Annotated in this window: 16 protein-coding genes; all 16 read left to right on the top strand. The window is 51.0% G+C overall.

The annotated features are described in order from the left end of the window. The first annotated feature begins 21 nt into the window (after nt 1-21). On the top strand, nt 22-2,358 hold the full coding sequence (locus MKX98_RS18865) for a helix-turn-helix domain-containing protein (RefSeq protein WP_339217790.1): 2,337 nt from the start codon (nt 22-24) through the stop codon (nt 2,356-2,358). Between the two features lie 53 nt (nt 2,359-2,411). Beyond that, a complete protein-coding gene (locus MKX98_RS18860; protein ID WP_220684935.1) occupies nt 2,412-3,296 on the top strand; it encodes an NAD(P)-dependent oxidoreductase in 885 nt (294 codons plus the stop codon). A gap of 277 nt (nt 3,297-3,573) precedes the next feature. Further along, nucleotides 3,574-3,654 (top strand): DUF6157 family protein, encoded by an 81-nt coding sequence (locus tag MKX98_RS18855; protein WP_339224521.1) that lies wholly within the window; start codon nt 3,574-3,576, stop codon nt 3,652-3,654. A 310-nt stretch (nt 3,655-3,964) separates the two neighbouring features. Further along, nucleotides 3,965-4,978 (top strand): LacI family DNA-binding transcriptional regulator, encoded by a 1,014-nt coding sequence (locus MKX98_RS18850; RefSeq protein WP_339217787.1) that lies wholly within the window; start codon nt 3,965-3,967, stop codon nt 4,976-4,978. A 22-nt stretch (nt 4,979-5,000) separates the two neighbouring features. Further along, nucleotides 5,001-6,428: an extracellular solute-binding protein gene (locus tag MKX98_RS18845; RefSeq protein WP_339217785.1), complete on the top strand. Its 1,428-nt coding sequence runs from the start codon at nt 5,001-5,003 to the stop codon at nt 6,426-6,428. Nucleotides 6,429-6,531: 103 nt separating this feature from the next. Next, nucleotides 6,532-7,368, top strand: a complete 837-nt coding sequence (locus MKX98_RS18840) for an ABC transporter permease subunit (RefSeq protein ID WP_339217783.1) — start codon at nt 6,532-6,534, stop codon at nt 7,366-7,368. A gap of 8 nt (nt 7,369-7,376) precedes the next feature. Next, nucleotides 7,377-8,243 (top strand): carbohydrate ABC transporter permease, encoded by an 867-nt coding sequence (locus MKX98_RS18835; protein ID WP_220684939.1) that lies wholly within the window; start codon nt 7,377-7,379, stop codon nt 8,241-8,243. A 22-nt stretch (nt 8,244-8,265) separates the two neighbouring features. Further along, the gene (locus tag MKX98_RS18830; RefSeq protein ID WP_339217781.1) at nt 8,266-9,405 is read left to right on the top strand and encodes a CehA/McbA family metallohydrolase; all 1,140 of its coding nucleotides are present in this window, start codon (nt 8,266-8,268) and stop codon (nt 9,403-9,405) included. Nucleotides 9,406-9,427: 22 nt separating this feature from the next. After that, complete coding sequence (locus MKX98_RS18825; protein WP_339217779.1) at nt 9,428-9,595, top strand: hypothetical protein; 168 nt, start codon at nt 9,428-9,430, stop codon at nt 9,593-9,595. 137 nt (nt 9,596-9,732) lie between these two features. After that, the gene (locus tag MKX98_RS18820) at nt 9,733-10,992 is read left to right on the top strand and encodes an MFS transporter (RefSeq protein ID WP_194543110.1); all 1,260 of its coding nucleotides are present in this window, start codon (nt 9,733-9,735) and stop codon (nt 10,990-10,992) included. Nucleotides 10,993-11,349: 357 nt separating this feature from the next. Next, nucleotides 11,350-11,625, top strand: a complete 276-nt coding sequence (locus MKX98_RS18815) for an acyl carrier protein (RefSeq protein ID WP_071220754.1) — start codon at nt 11,350-11,352, stop codon at nt 11,623-11,625. Further along, nucleotides 11,612-13,120 (top strand): hypothetical protein, encoded by a 1,509-nt coding sequence (locus MKX98_RS18810; RefSeq protein WP_339217774.1) that lies wholly within the window; start codon nt 11,612-11,614, stop codon nt 13,118-13,120. Before MKX98_RS18815 ends, MKX98_RS18810 begins: the two co-directional genes overlap by 14 nt. A 22-nt stretch (nt 13,121-13,142) precedes the next feature. Next, entirely contained in the window at nt 13,143-14,249 is a 1,107-nt protein-coding gene (locus MKX98_RS18805) for a hypothetical protein (RefSeq protein ID WP_339217772.1), read from the top strand. Next, nucleotides 14,221-15,396, top strand: coding sequence for a radical SAM protein (locus tag MKX98_RS18800; RefSeq protein WP_339217770.1), 1,176 nt, complete (start codon nt 14,221-14,223; stop codon nt 15,394-15,396). Before MKX98_RS18805 ends, MKX98_RS18800 begins: the two co-directional genes overlap by 29 nt. 60 nt (nt 15,397-15,456) lie before the next feature. Further along, on the top strand, nt 15,457-16,440 hold the full coding sequence (locus MKX98_RS18795; protein WP_220684944.1) for an ATP-binding cassette domain-containing protein: 984 nt from the start codon (nt 15,457-15,459) through the stop codon (nt 16,438-16,440). Continuing rightward, on the top strand, nt 16,437-17,246 hold the full coding sequence (locus tag MKX98_RS18790; protein WP_194543105.1) for an ABC-2 family transporter protein: 810 nt from the start codon (nt 16,437-16,439) through the stop codon (nt 17,244-17,246). The genes MKX98_RS18795 and MKX98_RS18790 overlap by 4 nt, the downstream gene beginning before the upstream one ends. Nucleotides 17,247-17,251: the final 5 nt, after the last annotated feature.

Here is a 17,251-nt window from a genome sequence, read left to right as displayed (position 1 = left end):
GGGAACCGGAGGTGAAAATTCGTGAAGTCTCTTTGGCAGCATATTCAGACCTCGTTCCTCCGCTGGTTCTCCGCGAACCGCTATCTGAAGCGTCTGATTTGGCTCGGATGCCTGTCGGCTATAATTCCGGTGATCCTAGCCGGAAGCGCCTACTACCATTTCTCCATGAAAAAGCTGACGGTCCAGTTCCAGGAAAATAATATGGCGTCCTTGATGCAGCTGAAGGACCGCGTCGAAAATATCATAACAAGCATCGAGCATGAATCGCTTCAGCTTGCCAGCGGTCCGCTGATTCGCAGCGCGCTGGAAAATCCCGAATATGAGACGGACTACATGCAGCAATTGGATATGCTCAAGCTGTTTCAGCTGCACAAAAATACGAATAACCTGATCGAAGACATCCTGTTTTACGATGTTCGGCACCGGCTGCTGCTGTCGCACTCCTATGGCCTGGTCCACCTGGACGGGTACAAGGGAAAAGAAGATATCGAGCAAGCCGTGGCGAGGGAAGGCGGAGCGAGGTGGATGCACCTCCCGAAGTCGACGGAGAACGGATACGTCTCTTACGTCCGCCATCTTCCCGTTATGGTGCTGGGGCAACCGAGAGGCACCATCTTGATACAAGTGAAAGAGGAATCGCTTCGCAGCCTTTTGAACAACTATACCCTTTCCCTGGAGGAGCAGTCGCTGGCCATTCTGGACTCCGATCACCGGGTCCTGCTGCATACGGATGGACGCAGCGAGATCGGCAAAGCCGCGGAAGAAGACCCCATTTTGGTATCTCTGGTAGAGAGCGGGGAAACGTCCGGCCATGACGTGCTGACCGGGGAGGACGGCAAGGAACTGGTCGCCTTTTACAAGACCTCCATGGGCCGTCTATATGTGTCCCGGATGCCGGAGCGGGAGATGATCGAGCAATTGAGGTGGATCCGCGTGCTGATCGTCATGTCGGTGTCCGTCTTCATGCTGATCGCGGTATTGCTCACCTGGTTCTCGTCCAAAATAGCGTACAATCCGATCCAGCAGCTCCTTCGTTACGGGGAGCATTTGAGAAGAAACGGCAGGAGCGGGGCGGATAGCTCCGTCAAAGAGAATGAAATCGAGTACATCCGCTCCTCCCTTAGCTACTTGAACGAGCAGGCGGAATCCTTGAACAGCTACATTCGAAAAATTCAACCCGATTTACGGGAACGGTTCCTGCAGCGTTTGCTGCTGTCCGGAAGCTCGTGGCGGTCCGGCACGCTGGAGGAGGGCTGCGTGAAGCACATGATTCCGATGAGCGGACCATATGCCACGATAGTGGTGAAAGTCGAGAATCCGGTAAAAAAGCGATTTTTGCCTAACGAAGGCCCGGTCATCGTGTTTGCGGTCAAAAACGTCATGTCCGAGCTGCTGGCAAACAACCGGCAGTTGGAGGGTTACGTGGTGGACCGGGAGGACCGGGAAGCTGTGGCGCTCCTGAGGCCGGGAGAGCCCGGGGTTTCCTCCCAGGAGCTCCGCAGCCTCCTCGCATGTTATGCGGAATCCGTCAGTCAGTCGCTGGCGCGCTATCTTTCTTTTTCCGCGTCCATCGGCATCGGCAATACTGGAACATTGAGTCGGGCGGCAGAATCCTATAAGGAGGCGCAGCTTGCTCTGCAATATCGTCTGTTCCATGATGCGGATACCGTACTGTTCTATGAAGACATGATCCGTATCGAGCGTAATCCCGTGTTCATGTATCCGAAAGACATCGAATCGGAGATGATCGAATATTTGTGGAATGGGGATCTGCTGCAGGCTGAGGCGTCGCTGCATGAATTTTCCCGGCGGATTCGGGTGTCGGAGTCGTACAACGTGACCTTCCAGAGCTATTACGTGCTGCTCTCGGCCATTGTCCAGTCGATGGAGGAGAAAGGTCCCGGCGTGCTGGAGTTGCTGGGAGGTAATCTGTTCGACCAACTGAAGGAGAACCAGACCTCACGCGAAATGCATGACTGGTTCATCGGCGCCCTGTTCCCGCTATACCAGGAAATAAGTCATGACCTGCGTACCCGCTCCACCCGCCTGATCGTTCAGCGGGTATGCGGCCATATTAGCCGTCATCCCGATGGTGCTCATTCACTGGCGGACTGTGCCGAGCTGGTGGGGGTGAGCCCGTCGTACCTCAGCCGGCTGTTCAAGAAGGAGATGGGCGTATCCTTTGTCGAATACGTCATGAACTCCAAAGTGCAGAAGGCGAAGCAGCTGCTCAAGGACACGGATTACACGGTCATGGAGATTGCCGAAATCGTCGGTTATTCCGAACGGAACCTGAACCGGGCCTTTCAGCGTTTTCTGCAGATGTCTCCGCGGCAGTATCGACTGTCGGTAAGATAGGAAAACCAATTATACAGGCTTAGGCTTATACAGAAAAAGGAGAGGATCACATAATGACAATCGCACCGAAACAAACGACCGTAGGGTTTATCGGCTTGGGCGTAATGGGCCACAGTATGGCAGGGCATATTCAGAAAGCCGGCTACGCGCTGCACGTTTACACGCGAACCGCCTCCAAGGCGGAACGGCTGGTGTCGGACGGCGCGGCTTGGCACGATACCCCGGCAAAGCTGGCGCAGGCCTGCGACGTAATCATTACGATGGTGGGCTACCCGAAGGATGTCGAGGAACTCTATTTAGAGCCGGAAGGGCTGGTGGCGCATGCCAGGGAAGGGGCATATCTGATCGATATGACGACGTCCAGTCCGCTGCTTGCCCGCCGCATTTATGAAGCCGCCTCGTCGAAAGGGCTCCATGCTATCGATGCTCCGGTCTCCGGCGGTGACGTGGGTGCACGTGAAGCGAGGCTGTCCATTATGATCGGCGGGGAAGAGGGAGACTTCAAGGCGGTGCAGCCGCTGCTGTCAACGATGGGAAGCAATATCGTTCATCAAGGACAAGCCGGCGCTGGCCAGCATGCGAAGATGTGCAACCAGATCGCCATTGCCTCTAACATGATAGGAGTCTGCGAGGCGCTGGCCTATGCGGAGAGCGCCGGGCTTGATCCCGAAACCGTGCTCAAGAGCATCGAGAGCGGAGCGGCGGGCAGCTGGTCGCTTAGCAATCTGGCTCCGCGCATGATTGCCGGGAATCTGGAGCCGGGATTCTATATCAAGCATTTCATCAAGGATATGGGAATTGCGCTGGAATCCGCTAAGGGAATGAACTTGGTTACGCCGGGCTTATGCCTCGCCGAATCGCTGTACCGCCAGCTGGCAGAGAAGGGATTTGAGGATAAAGGCACGCAGGCTTTGATTAGATATTATACGGGTGAGTGAGATTCAGATTCTTTTTACTGATCTAAGTCCTTAAAGGACCATAACATGCGCATGATGCCAAAGAACAAACGGGTACGAAAAGTCGCAATAGAACATAACAGTCTCGATTTCTCCGGTAGGACAGATTGAGGCTGTTATTAATTTCGGGACATAAGGAAACTTATCATAATAAAGTCAACGGTCTTCAAGACCTGTCTAAGACCATACCGATAGTTCAGTATGAGATGCTGTCGAATCACCCTTACCGATACACGCAAGAGGATGTCTGTTATTCGAAGTGTTTGCGGAGCGCAATCAAATCTCGAAGAAGGAAAGAGCAACCGCACGCGAGAAGTTCTTCTCCAAAGGGCAGCCTTGATTCCGAACCTCGTCCTTGGGCAAGCGTTATGGCTGGGGTATTCATCATGACGCTCAACCCGCACTCGATAGCGTTGGGTCTCATCAATTACATGTATACTAAGTCGCCTAGTTGGCGACTTTTTTTGGTTTGTCGGGAAAAACGAGAGCAGCATCCTTCATCGAGCTGGTGCAGAGATTTTAATTTTTAATTAACAAAAACCTGCATTCTATTAAATTATTCTTTTTTACAATCAATGGCGTAGGGTTATTAAACCGGTTTAATGATCCGGCAGGCAATGAGAATTTGCTAGAGAAAGGAACAACCATAGATGGCTACCATTGATGACGTTGCCAAGAGGGCTGGTGTATCCAAGGGGACCGTATCCAGTGTGTTCAGCAAAAAAAGGCCGATCAGCCATCAAGTGACGGAGCGGGTACTAGAGGTAGCCCAAGAGCTGGGATATTTCCCGAATCATCTGGCCCGAAGCCTCGCGATCAAGAGGACGATGAGCATCGGCCTCAAGATCCCTCTCCCGCCTGATGGGACGATGACGGCCTTCGATACTCAGTTGATTAACGGTGTCATCAAGGAATGCTCCAAGCAGGGCTACCGCTTAGTGCTCGACACTTTACCCGAGCAGGAGGATCCTACGATGTATTCGCAAGATCCTGTCGATGGCGTCATTCTGCTAAACCCGCGAAAGAATGATTTACGCATCCAACGGTATCTGATGATGGGCACACCTCTTGTGCTGGTGGGTCGGTCGGATCCATATGACGATTCGATCAGCTACGTGGATAATAACAACACGAAAGTGGCTCATCAGGTAGGAGATTATTTGCTTCAAGGAGGACATCAATCCATCCTCTTCCTGAATGCAGCCTCCGATATGACCGTGTCCTATGATCGAAAACATGGCTTATTGGAAGCTTATCGCCAGTACGGTCTGCCGATGCGCGAAGAGTACGTGATGTACTACAACCACAGGCTGCATGCCAACGGTACGGAATACGGATACATGTCCATCATGAATACCTATGGAAACATGAATTATACGGCAATCATTACCGATACGGACAGAGTAGCTCTTGGAGTGCTGAGGGCAGCCAGGGAGCTGGATATTGAGGTGCCGGAACAGCTATCGGTCATCGCCCTCAGCAATGATGCGATTTTAGCTCAAGATATGAATCCAAAGCTGACATCCGTGGAGTTGTCGGCAGAGACGCTTGGAGCTGAAGCAGCCAAGCTGTTGATCGAGAAAATAAGCGATAAACGTGTCCACAGGCAAATCATTATCCCCGCACAGCTGGTAGTGAGGGATTCCTGCAAGGTTCTTTCCTAATGACGAATAAGGAGTGGTTAGCTTGGTTAAACGAAACAAATTCATGATCGCGATCATGGCTGTATCTCTGTTCGGTGGGCTGCTTGCGGGCTGTTCCCCGAGTCCAGGCAGCAGTAATCAGGAGGGCAGCAATGCCGCATCGCAAGCTGCATCGAAAGAAGAACGCACCCTCAAAATCATGACGGGGGTCATCGGCGGCAAAACGCCTGAAGAGAATACGCAGTTCGAGCAGGAAATCGAGCGTCTAACCGGCATCAAGGTAACGATGAACAAGCCGGCTGCTGACTATGACCAGAAGCTGCTTGCAGCAATCGCCTCAGGTGAAAAGTTCGATCTGCTGCAAATCAGCAAAGAGAAGATGTCCACCTTCGTTGAACAAGGAATTCTTACGCCGCTGACCGATCAAGTGAACAACTCCAAGGTGCTGTCGGATCCAAACGTCATTCCCGCGAATGAGTGGGAACAAGTAAAGACGAAGGATGGCCAGATCTATGGCGTGTTCACCAAGTACCAGGGAGGAACGATGCCGATCGTTCGCAAGGACTGGCTGGACGAATTAAACCTGCCGGAGCCTGCAACGCTGGACGATTATTATAACGTCCTCAAAGCGTTTACCGAACAAGATCCGGACGGAAACGGCAAAAAAGACACGTACGGACTCAGCACGGCCGGCATGTATGAACTGCAGGGCTTCTTCAGCGCAGCGGGCTTGAAACAACGATATGTGGAAACGGCGGACGGCAAGCTGGATGTTCCATATTCTACGGATGCGGCCATCCCGGTTTATGAATGGCTGAACAAGCTGTTTGAGGAAGGCATTCTGGATCCGAACTTTACCACGAATGACACCGGTAAAATGCGAGACCTGTTCCTGACCGACCGTGTTGGCATGATTACGTACTGGGACGCTTGGGTAGGCATGCTGAACAATACGCGCCACGAACAAGATCCGAATACGAAATTCGAAGCAAAGGGCTTGCCTGGTGCAGCCGACGCAAACGGCAACCACATGCTGCGCAGAGGCGATCCGGATGTGTGGGTTATTCCCGTCAATGCGGAGCATCCGAAAACAGCCTTTGAATTCATTGAATGGTGGCATTCCGAGGAAGGTATCACGCTGGGCAGTTTAGGCATAAAGGATGTGGATTACACGGTTGACAACGGCAAATACGAACTGACCCAAACCGGTAAAGAGCATGCTTCCGACCATGGCGTTCCTTTCTGGTATAACCGCAACGTCGAACCGCCTTTCGGTAAACTGCCGGGCGTCCAGGAAGCGCAGGATCTCGTCGATCAATACGCTTCCTTGGAATTAACGCCTCCGAATTGGGCGAATGCCGAGAAGATTATCAATGAATATTCCTTCAAAGCGATCATGGGCGAAATGCCGGCTGCCGACGCCGTAAAGAAAATGCGAGAAAAGCTTAAAGCAGGCGGACTTATCGATTAAAGCATGAGGAGGGGCGGTGATGGCGGCCGCGCCCTCCTTTATTTTTTTAATAAGGGGGCGAAATTCCGTGAAAGCCATATTCAAATACAAAACCCTATATTTTATGATGCTTCCTATCCTGGCCTACTTCCTCATCTTTTCCTTTTATCCGCTTGCCCGAGGACTTGTTATCAGCATTCAAGATTATCGGCTTATCGGAGATCGTCCGTTCATCGGCATCGATAACTATCTGAGTGTGCTAAAGGATCCGGCTTTTTGGGAAGTTTTTCAGAATACGATCGTAATCGGCGCCGGAAGTTTTATCATCAACTTCTTGTTGCCGCTGATTCTTGCGCTCTCCTTAAATGAAGTGGCTTCCGCCTGGTTCAAAAAAATGACCCAGATGATCGTCTATTTACCTCATTTATTCTCTTGGGTGGTCGTAGGCGGGATGTGGATTCTACTGCTGTCTCCGGATACGGGCATCGTGAACCAAATCATCCAGCTCTTTGGCGGTCAGCCGGTCGGGTTCCTGTCTTCGGACCGTTATGCCCGCTCCGTCATGATCCTGACTTCTGGCTGGAAGGAAATGGGGTATACCTGCATTATGTACCTGGCCGCCATCGTAAACATCAATCCATCGCTGTATGAGGCTGCGAGCATGGACGGAGCCAGTCGCTGGCAAAGGATACGATATGTAACGATTCCGATGCTTCGCTCCACCATGAAAGTGGTCATTATGTTGAACGTTTTGGGAATCCTGCGTTTGTTTGATCAAATATTCGTGATGAGTAACGGCGCCATTGCCAATAAAGTCGATGTCATTATGATGTACACCTACCAAAAGGGGATATTGGAATTTAGCGTTGGACCTGCTACGGCGGCCGGCTTCCTGGTGATTATGGCAACATTCGCGCTAACGTACGTAACAAGAGCGGTGATCCGCTACGATGAAGGGTGAGTCGGTATATGAAACCAACGAATAAAATCAGCTTGCCGGGCCGTGTGTTTGATGCGGTCAATATTCTGTTCCTCCTCCTGCTCGTTTCAACCATGGTAATCCCTTTTTTAAATACGCTTGCGCTTGCATTTTCATCGAATTTTGCTTCCATGCAGCCCGGGATCGTACTGTGGCCTAAGGAATTCAGCCTGGAGGGATTCTCCACGGTATGGAACCGCATGAAGCTTTATTTGCCATTTACGAACAATGTCATTGTGACCGTTGTCGGTACCGTAGGTCATGTGTTCCTAAGTTCTATGGCAGGCTATGTGCTGATTCAAAAAGGGCTTCCCGGAAAAAAGTGGATGTTATCCGCGATCCTGTTAACGATGATGATTCCGAGCGAGGCGATCATGATCCCGCTGTATATTGTGAATCAGGATTTAGGACTCCTGAACACGTTGTCCTCACTCATACTTTCCGGCTTCGTATCCGGCTTCAGTGTCATGCTCATGCGAAATTTCTTTTTGAGCGTCCCTTACGAGATGTCGGAATCGGCGCGGATCGACGGAGCCGGGGATCTTCGGATTTTCTTTACGATGTACTTGCCGCTTGCGAGCGCAGGGCTGGCAACAGTTACGCTGTTTGAATTTGTCAGCCGCTGGAACCAATTCACGCCAGCCCTCCTGTATATAAATGACTCGTCCAAATATACGCTGCAGATCGCGTTGAAATCGCTCATTGTCGATACCGATTCGACCTCGAGCAATTTTCTTATCACGACCAATGTCAGAATGGCAGGGATCGTCATTGCGCTTCTTCCGCTAATCATCATCTATCCGTATGTGCAAAAGTATTTTGTTAAAGGAATGTTTGTCGGCGCAAATAAAGAATAAGCAGAATTGAGGAGGCAGTCGTATGACTAAAGGAATCGAGCGGACGAACACATTAGCTTTCAAACGATATATTGAGCATTCGGAACAAAGTACGTACATCGAAGTACCGTTTCAAATGCCGGAGCGTGTCGAAGAAATCCACGTGAGCTATCAGGTGGAATCCCACGGCGATGAAGCCGCAAAAGCCGTCATTGATTTAGGGATCCGGGACGCCGAGAGAGTAAGAGGCTGGAGCGGAGGGGCACGTCATGAATTTAGCATCGGTCTGAATCAAGCGACTCCAGGATACCTGCATGGACGGTTCGCCCCAGGAGATTGGGCTATTCTCCATAACGCATACAAGGTTCCCGCTCAGGGTTGTACGGTCACGATCGAAATCGAGTTTACCTTCAGGACATCGCGCTGGCTGAAGGGAGATCTTCACACGCATAGCGTTCATAGCGACGGCACTTATACCCTCGAAGAGAATGCGGCCATGATGGAGAGTTTGGGCTGCGATTTTATAGCCATGACCGATCACAATACGAACAGCCAAAACCTTGCGTATCCCCGCGGGACCTCGGTACTGATGATACCGGGTACGGAGTTTACGACTAATTATGGTCATAGTAATTTTCTCGGCGTGACGAACCCCATGGATGATTTTCGCGTATCGGGAATATCCGATGTGCACGAGAAGTTTCGAGTCGCCCGCGAACGGGGAGCTAAGATTGTGCTCAACCATACGCACTGCGATAACTGCCCGTGGGAATGGGATTTCGATGTGGATTACGATTGGGTAGAAATTTGGAACGGCCCTTGGAGAGAGCACAACAGACGCGCGCTTTCTTGGTGGCAGGAGCAGCTCGTTACCGGAAGACGTCTGGTAGCCGTAGGGGGAAGCGATGTGCATCGACCGGACTCATATGTGAAGCATGCGATGCCATGCGTATGGGTCTGGACCGATGAAAAAACGGTGGAAGGCGTGCTGAACGGTATTGCGGAAGGCCATGTCGTTATCACTTATTCGCCAGATGGCCCTTTTGCCACCCTTCAGTGCGGTGAATACGGGATTGGTGATGAAGTGCCCTATGGGCACGCCGATCACGAGGTGGTCGTTCAACTGGATGATTTGATTCCGTCTGTACAGCGAGCGCGGTCTCGAGGAGGAAACTTCTGTTGACTCGGAAGGAGGCGTTACACTGATGGTTAACGCCATGCATAGGAGATTTTTGCGGGCTGAAATTTGGCGGAATCTCGATCTGGCCGACGGCTTGTCGATGGCGGCACTGACAAACCCCATTTATTTTGCTTCAAAAGAAGATACGCGATCATCGAATCACGAGGGTTACAGCATGTTTCAGTCCGTCTGAAGCCATTGTCCAATCGTGCCGATCCATTGAGGCGAATTATAAATCGATAAAATGAGCAATTAAGAAGAAATATCGCATTTCATTTTAAGTTAAAATGAGTATAATTCGCCTAAGATCATACACGAAAGGGTGGGACGATGTCAGAAATCGTAGATGACAAGAAAATCCATTGGAAGAGAAACATCATTCTCTTCTTAAGCAGCCAGACACTGTCGCTGTTTGGTTCTGCCTTGGTGCAATATGCCATCATGTGGTACATTACACTGACTACGCAGTCAGGCCTCATGATGACGCTGTATATTATTTGCGGATTCGTTCCGACGTTTTTGCTGTCGCCGTTTGCAGGCGTTTGGGCGGACCGCTACAACCGTAAATCACTCATTATGATTGCGGATGCTATGATCGCGGTGGTTACGCTGATATTGGCCATTACGTTTATGCTTGGCTACCAAGCGGTTTGGCTGCTGTTTGTCATTTCTGCCGTACGCGCACTCGGGGCAGGCATTCAGACACCGGCGGTCGGTGCGATATTGCCTCAAATCGTGCCGCAAGAGAAGCTAACCAAAGTTAACGGCATCAACGGCAGCTTACAAGCGCTGACCATGTTCGTAGCGCCCATCGTCAGCGCGGCTTTGCTCATCATGGCAACGATCGAGGTGATCTTTTTTATCGACGTCGTTACGGCTGCGATCGCGATATTCACCTTGTTTGTCTTTCTCAAAATTCCGCTGCACAAAAAGGCATCTGATACGCAAAGCACAGGCTACCTGGACGACTTCAAGGAGGGCTTAGCGTATATTAAACAGCATGCCTTTTTAAAATCCTTTTTTATCTTCTTCGCTATTTTCTTTGTGCTTATGGCACCAGCAGCCTTTCTGACTCCGCTGCAGGTTACCCGCAGCTTCGGTGACGACGTATGGCGCTTGACCGCAATCGAGATCGCGTTTTCCGTCGGCATGATGGCAGGAGGAGGGATCATCGCGTCATGGGGCGGCTTCAAAAATAAAGTGTATACGATGGCGATTGCCAGCCTCATCATGGCGGTATCCACTTTTGCGCTCGGCATTGTCCCTGTATTCTGGATTTACTTAGCCATCATGGCCGTGTTCGGAGTAGCGATGCCCATATTTAATACGCCGACCACCGTCATGCTGCAGGAGAAGGTGGATGAAAATTATTTGGGACGTATATTCGGTGTCTTCGGGATGATCTCGACTTCCATGATGCCCATCGGGATGCTGATATTCGGACCGCTTGCCGACGTGGTCAAAATTGAATGGCTGCTGGTCGGTACCGGACTGTTTATACTCGTGCTTACTGTGTTCTTCGCACGCAACAAACGCTTGGTTGAAGCGGGCATGCCGCTTCCGAAAGAGCAAGAGGCCGCGACGGATTAAAGCTACAATGCCTGGACAGAAAATGGACATACCAAAACGAAACATTAAAATAGTGTCCCAGGCTGGTTTCCTGTTGCCAAGGCACTGTAACGCATATGCTACGTCATAAGTAGAAGGAGCTAGTGACCTTTTGAGGTTACAGCTCCTTTTTATCGTGAGATCGGGCGCAGCATTCGGCCATGTTTACTCTATCGAATCCAGTTATATTTTTGGTTGACAGATTTTAACACCGGGAAGATAATAATTGTAACTATGGAAAAAGGAGGGAATCGTCTAAGGAGTTTGTATTCATATGGAATCTCTAATCGTAAGGATTCGGTTGTACCTCGTATATCAACCCTTTAAAGGAGTGTAGTCATGTACGATAAAATCGTAGACATTTTGTGCTCTATCAAGGAAGACCAACCGGAACTCCGCCAAAGCCTGTCCCCCGAAACGGATCTAAACAACGATATAGGCCTCGATTCTCTGCAAATGATCCAGTTTATGCTCAAAGTCGAAGATCAGTTAAACGTGGTCATTGACTATGACCAATTTGATTACGAACACCTCCAGTCGATCGACACATTTATCACTTTCCTGAAAAGCTGCCAATCGCAGGAGCAGCCTCTGTACGAAGATGTCAAACCATGAACCTGGTGTGATTCCGAAAATCGCGATGGGTACCTTCGATCCCGAAACGCGCTGGAGGGATCCGGTGCTGGCCCGGCTGCCCGCGATGCCCGATAAGGACCGAGAATCGATTGTCCTATGTATGGACGAGCTGCTTTTTCCATTTTGCGGGCCGGACGACGTCCTTTACACGCGTTGCAAAATCGATCCTGCGCTGCACGAATACCTGAACGGACTGGGTTTTTCTTTTCGGACCCGTTATCACTTTGATTTGAACGAAGAGGATAAATCGTTACCAGGATCGGACGTGTTCAAACAGTGTTTGTTCAGCCTTGCAGCCGAACAAACCCAGGACCTTTTTCCGGCAAACAGGATGCTGCAGACTGCCGGTTATTCAAAGGGTGTGGTCTTGCCGGAATCGATCCCTTCCATATATGCCGCTAACGATTTACGGCAAAGGCAATCACCGGATGAGACTTTGTTCTCCAACGCCGCACACATTTTATCGCCCTACGCTATTACAGCAGAAACGGAAACTTACCTTCATGCTGCCGAACCGTTTAATTCATTACCGGACATGGAGACGGTTGTACGTGTGAACTCCAAAATATACTCGAGCAGGCTTCTGACTAGAATTGGCGAGAAAAGCTGCGGCGTGGAGGCAAACAGCGCTGCGGAAATAGAGGTAATTGGAACTGCCCTTCTGAAACGAGGGCCATATTTGCTGAAAGACCCTTTCGGTGTTTCGGGCAAGGGCAACCTGCTCATCGACAGCGAAGCCATGCAGCGAAGGATCGCGGAGCATCTGCATAAACAGGAGGGGAGCGGATTGCGGGTTCAATTCCTGCAGGAGCCCTTGCTGCCAAAGGTGACCGACTTCAGTTCCCACTGGTTCATCCGGGAGAATGGAAAGACGGAGTTCATCTCCGTACAGCGGATGATGAATCACCAGCAAAACTACAGCGGGTCTATCAAAGCCGATGAAGCTTTTATCGGCATGCTTGAGAACGCCGGTTATTTTACCGTGATGGAGAAAGCGCTCCGGGCTTTGGTCGAGGACGGCTATCACGGCTTCGTCTGCTTTGACTCCATGATACTGGAAGACGGAGAAGTCGTTTCCATTGTGGAGATCAATGCCCGCAAGTCCATGGGACTGATTAACGCCTATCTCGATAAATGGTCGGAATCATACGGCCATACCGGCTGGCTTACGTTTTTCTCTCTCGGTCTTCCGGAAGGCTTCACATTCGGGAAACTCCTGCAGGCTCTACGCGAATCCGGTCTTTTGTTGACAACGCCCGGGGATTACGGGATCGTACCGCTATCATCCAATACCGTCATGGTGAACGAGATTCTGAACCGGCGCCGTATCGCCGAAGGAGCACAGAACAACCGAGGCGTACCGAAGGGGCGGCTGTATGTATCGGTGGTGGGCTGTGACGACAGACACCGCAGCCAACTGGTCGAAAGCCTGCGGCAGGTGCTCGCCGACTTGTCCGTTAAAGTGTACAACTAAAACTGGAACTTGGAGGCTGCCCATGAATTCATTTTCGGTTACCTTGCTGGCGTCCGGGAATTCTCTTGGCGCATACATTCCGGCTATGCATCTACACATGTACCTGCAGAGCAGAGGTGTCGGAACAGACGTTCAAGTTCTGGAGAACTTGTATTACGAAGAAGTCCGGCACAAGATTCGGTCCACCAAAAAAGCATTCCACGCGGATTTCTCCGTTGCCCGTATGGGGCATAAGCTGGCCAAGCCCGTTGACTCTTCTCTGGACGAGGAGACGGTTCGGAGGATGCTGGAAGGCTGGAAACGGGCCGGTGTCACCCGCTTTGTGGTCTTTACCGGCTTCTGGCTGCCGATTCTGGAGCGTTATAAGGAAGCTGCGGAGATCCCCCTGGACATCCGACTGATTCGGCTGGATGCGATTGATACACCGTCTTATAAGGTGCACAAGCAATTATACCTAAGCTACGACAACGTCTGGTTCTACGATCCTTCAAAGCTCTCGCCGGGCAGCTACCTTGCTACGGACGAAGAAGCACCTCTGCCTTATGCGCAGCGTACCGGACGCATTCTGATCCATGGCGGTGGCTGGGGGATCGGGACCTATGCCGGGACGATCTCAGAACTTCAAAAGCTCGGCCACAGCCTTGATGTGATCGCATATGATCCCTCCGAGGTGAAGGAGGACGACGGGGTTACGCGCTATTTCGGAACGGAGGCCTCCTGGGATCCGTGGAGCAAGGATGCGCAGGGGTGTCACACGTTTCCGCCGATGGTTCGTTATGTCCGGCAAGATGGTGTTCTTCGGGAGTTTCCGCTCGGGAGTTATTCCGCTTACACGGACCTGATGCGTAATTGCGCCGCAATCATCAGCAAACCGGGGGGAGCGACCCTGAACGACTCGCTGGCATTCGGAATCCCTTTTGTTATGCTGGAACCGTTCGGCGACCATGAGCTTCACAATTCAGCCTATTGGGAATCCCGTGGTTTCGGTATCCGTTTTGCGGAGTGGAAAGCACGGGATTTTTCAAAACCTAAACTGCAGGAGATTTGCAGATGTTTGCTGGAGCAGCGATCCAAAATCAACCATTATGGGAGGAACATCTATGCAGCCGAAAACAGCAGTTACGTTTGATAAACTGACATTCCGCAATATGAAAAGAACCCTGGTGCCGCTCGCGGAAACGGGAAGGAAGCTCAAGGAGGATCCGACATATGCGGCCCCCGTGCCTTATGAGATCGGGATCAAGCTTAATAACGGCTGCAACCTGCGCTGCAAGCACTGCTTCGAATGGAATCCGGAAGGCTTCCATCACGGCTTTGCCAAAGAAGTAAAGAACGACGAAATCGAGATTCCTGTCGTGGAGAAGCTGTTGGCCGAAACGAGAGAACGCAAATCGCGCGTATTCCTGTGGGGCGGGGAGCCGCTGTTCTACTCCAAGTTTGATGAACTGGCGGAGCTGCTGGCCAAAGAAGACCGTTACACAACGATTTGTACGAACGCGATCCTCATTGAAAAGAAGCTGGATTCCATCTTGAAAATGTCAGAAAATCTGGTCATGCTGGTCAGCCTGGAAGGCTTCGAGAAAGAGAATGACGCGATCAGAGGCAAAGGCACGTTCAAGAAAGTGATCCACGCCATAGAGCTGCTGCTGGATTTACAAAAGCAGGGACTGTACAAAGGCAAAGTGTCCGTAGCTCTGACGGTAAATGACCAGATGGTCGGCCAGCTATACAGCTTTATGGAATTCTTCGAAGAGATGGGCGTAGATTCGGTATATTTCTGCTTCCCTTGGTACATCCCTTCCGGGACGGCGGAGAAAATGGACGCCTACTTCGATGCTCATTTCCCGCACCTTGCCTCCCGCTTCGCGGACGACCACAAGAACAGCTGGCACTCCTTCACGTTCCATATCTCGCCGGACCATTTCGACACGCTGATCGAAGAGCTGAAACGTGTCAATTCGCGTGTATGGAATGTACGGATACGCTATCAGCCCGCACTGGAGCCCGAAGAGGTGGAAGGGTTTATCCGGGGAAGCGAGAAACCGGCCATGAACCGCACAAAGTGCTTCTCGATCTCGAACCGGATGGACGTAATGCCGGACGGCAAGGTGAATCCGTGCAAGTTTTTCCCGGAATTCAGCGTCGGCAATCTGTATGAAGATAGCGTAGCGGATATTTTTCATGGTGAAGATCTTCGGAAACAGCGCGAGGTGCTGGCCTGCGGTCTGATGCCGATTTGCTCAAAATGCGTACTTCTTTATAACAATGGAGTTTAAGCGTTTAAACTTTATGCCGTTCAATCAGGCAAATCAGGCAAACGTTTGGGAGGATCGGAGATGGATTTTATCCGTGTGCGGGAGCTGCACAAATCGTTTGTGTATTACCGGAAACAAGCCGGGCTCAAACATTCATTAAAAAATTTATTTGCCCGCAAGTCACTGGTGAAGGAAGCGGTTAAATCCGTTTCCTTCGATATCGGTCCCGGCGAGTGTGTCGGATTTCTCGGGCCCAATGGGGCGGGCAAGACCACAACGCTTAAAATGTTATCGGGCATTCTATATCCCACGAGCGGGGAAGCCGTTGTACTCGGCTATGTGCCGTGGGAGCGAAAGAACGAGTTCAAACGGCTGTTCTCCATTGTGATGGGCCAGAAAAACCAGCTTTGGTGGGACCTTCCCGCCAGCGAGTCGATTTATTTGAACAAATGTATTTATGACGTGGACGATGATCTCTACCGTCGGAGTCTTGCCGAGCTATCGGAAATGCTCGATGTGCAGGACCTTCTGGATGTGCAGGTGCGCCGGCTGTCCCTTGGGGAGCGGATGAAAATGGAGCTCATCGCCGCTCTGATTCACCGCCCTAAGCTGCTTTATCTCGATGAGCCGACGATCGGCCTCGATTTCCCCTCGCAGAAGAAGGTCAGGGAGTTTCTGAAATACTACAATGAACAGTTCGGTGCGTCGATCCTGCTGACGAGCCACTACATGAAGGATGTGGAGGACCTGTGCAAGCGGACGATCATTATTAATGAAGGCAGTATTCTGTATGACGGTGATCTTCACAAAATCAACGAACTTTTTGACGAGCAGAAAATTATAAGGCTGCATTTCTCCGAACCCGTTGCCGAGCAGCGGTTGGCCAAATTCGGGAAAATCGTCAGCGCAGACGACTACAACGCTGTTTTGGAGCTGCCAAAGTACAGGTTGAAGGAAGTGTCGCGTGCCGTGCTCGATTCCTTTCCGATCGTTGATTGGACGATCGAGGACGTGGCGATCGAGGAGAGCATATCGATGCTCTACCGCAAGGAATCCGTCGGATGAACAGACGCAAATTGTATAAGGCTGTGTTTTCAATGGGCGTCCAGCATTCGATGGAGTACCGTTTTCATTTTTTTCTTGGTCTAGTGGGGGCCGCGTTTCCGATTCTTGTCCAGTATTTCATCTGGACGGCGGTGTACCGGCATTCCGGTCAGGCTGCGCTGTTCTCGTATTCGTACGGTCAAATTATTTTGTATACGATCTTGGCGGGATTGGTGTCCAAGCTGATCGCGACTCAGTTCGAGCACCAGATTGCCGACGATATCAAAAACGGCGGTCTTAACAAGTATTTGATCAAACCGGTCAGCTATTTCGGATATCGGCTGGTATCTTTTTTCGGTCAGAAGGCGATCTACTACGGGATTACGGCTTTGCTGCTCTTCGGAATTATTGGGTTCGCATCTGCTGGTGGCGTGCTGGAGCTCCAGGCCATACGCCTGATCTTGTTCGCGGTTACGCTGTCGGGGGCGCTTTTGCTCAATTTTCTGATCGCTTACTGCATCTGCGCGAGTGCATTTTATCTGCATGAGATCTCTTATTTTTTTGTCATTACAAGTTTACTTGTCAATATTTTAAGCGGAGGCATGTTTCCGCTCGAGATCTTCGGGGAGTCGGTAGTGAAGGCACTTCAGTATACGCCATTCCCGTACACGATTTATTTTCCGGTCAATATCCTCAGCGGCAAAGCGGAAGCGGCGGCTATGTACCAAGGGCTGCTCGTCCAGTGTGGGTGGATTCTGCTGTTCTTCTGGTTATCCCGTCTGACGTGGCGCATTTCCATGAAGAAATATTCGGCAGCAGGGGGGTAGCGGAC

This window comes from Paenibacillus sp. FSL W7-1332 (genome assembly GCF_037969785.1).
GTDB lineage: Bacteria > Bacillota > Bacilli > Paenibacillales > Paenibacillaceae > Paenibacillus_AQ.
The sequence above is the reverse complement of the archived record's forward strand: the minus strand, read 5'-3'. Positions and strand labels throughout refer to the sequence as shown.

Bases quoted from the DNA above. Each gene is read 5' to 3' on its own strand.
- MKX98_RS18860 (WP_220684935.1), top strand. From the start codon at position 2,412: ATGACAATCGCACCGAAACAAACGACCGTAGGGTTTATCGGCTTGGGC.
- MKX98_RS18850 (WP_339217787.1), top strand. From the start codon at position 3,965: ATGGCTACCATTGATGACGTTGCCAAGAGGGCTGGTGTATCCAAGGGG.
- MKX98_RS18840 (WP_339217783.1), top strand. From the start codon at position 6,532: ATGATGCTTCCTATCCTGGCCTACTTCCTCATCTTTTCCTTTTATCCG.
- MKX98_RS18835 (WP_220684939.1), top strand. From the start codon at position 7,377: ATGAAACCAACGAATAAAATCAGCTTGCCGGGCCGTGTGTTTGATGCG.
- MKX98_RS18830 (WP_339217781.1), top strand. From the start codon at position 8,266: ATGACTAAAGGAATCGAGCGGACGAACACATTAGCTTTCAAACGATAT.
- MKX98_RS18825 (WP_339217779.1), top strand. From the start codon at position 9,428: ATGGTTAACGCCATGCATAGGAGATTTTTGCGGGCTGAAATTTGGCGG.
- MKX98_RS18820 (WP_194543110.1), top strand. From the start codon at position 9,733: ATGTCAGAAATCGTAGATGACAAGAAAATCCATTGGAAGAGAAACATC.
- MKX98_RS18815 (WP_071220754.1), top strand. From the start codon at position 11,350: ATGTACGATAAAATCGTAGACATTTTGTGCTCTATCAAGGAAGACCAA.
- MKX98_RS18810 (WP_339217774.1), top strand. From the start codon at position 11,612: ATGTCAAACCATGAACCTGGTGTGATTCCGAAAATCGCGATGGGTACC.
- MKX98_RS18805 (WP_339217772.1), top strand. From the start codon at position 13,143: ATGAATTCATTTTCGGTTACCTTGCTGGCGTCCGGGAATTCTCTTGGC.
- MKX98_RS18800 (WP_339217770.1), top strand. From the start codon at position 14,221: ATGCAGCCGAAAACAGCAGTTACGTTTGATAAACTGACATTCCGCAAT.
- MKX98_RS18795 (WP_220684944.1), top strand. From the start codon at position 15,457: ATGGATTTTATCCGTGTGCGGGAGCTGCACAAATCGTTTGTGTATTAC.
- MKX98_RS18790 (WP_194543105.1), top strand. From the start codon at position 16,437: ATGAACAGACGCAAATTGTATAAGGCTGTGTTTTCAATGGGCGTCCAG.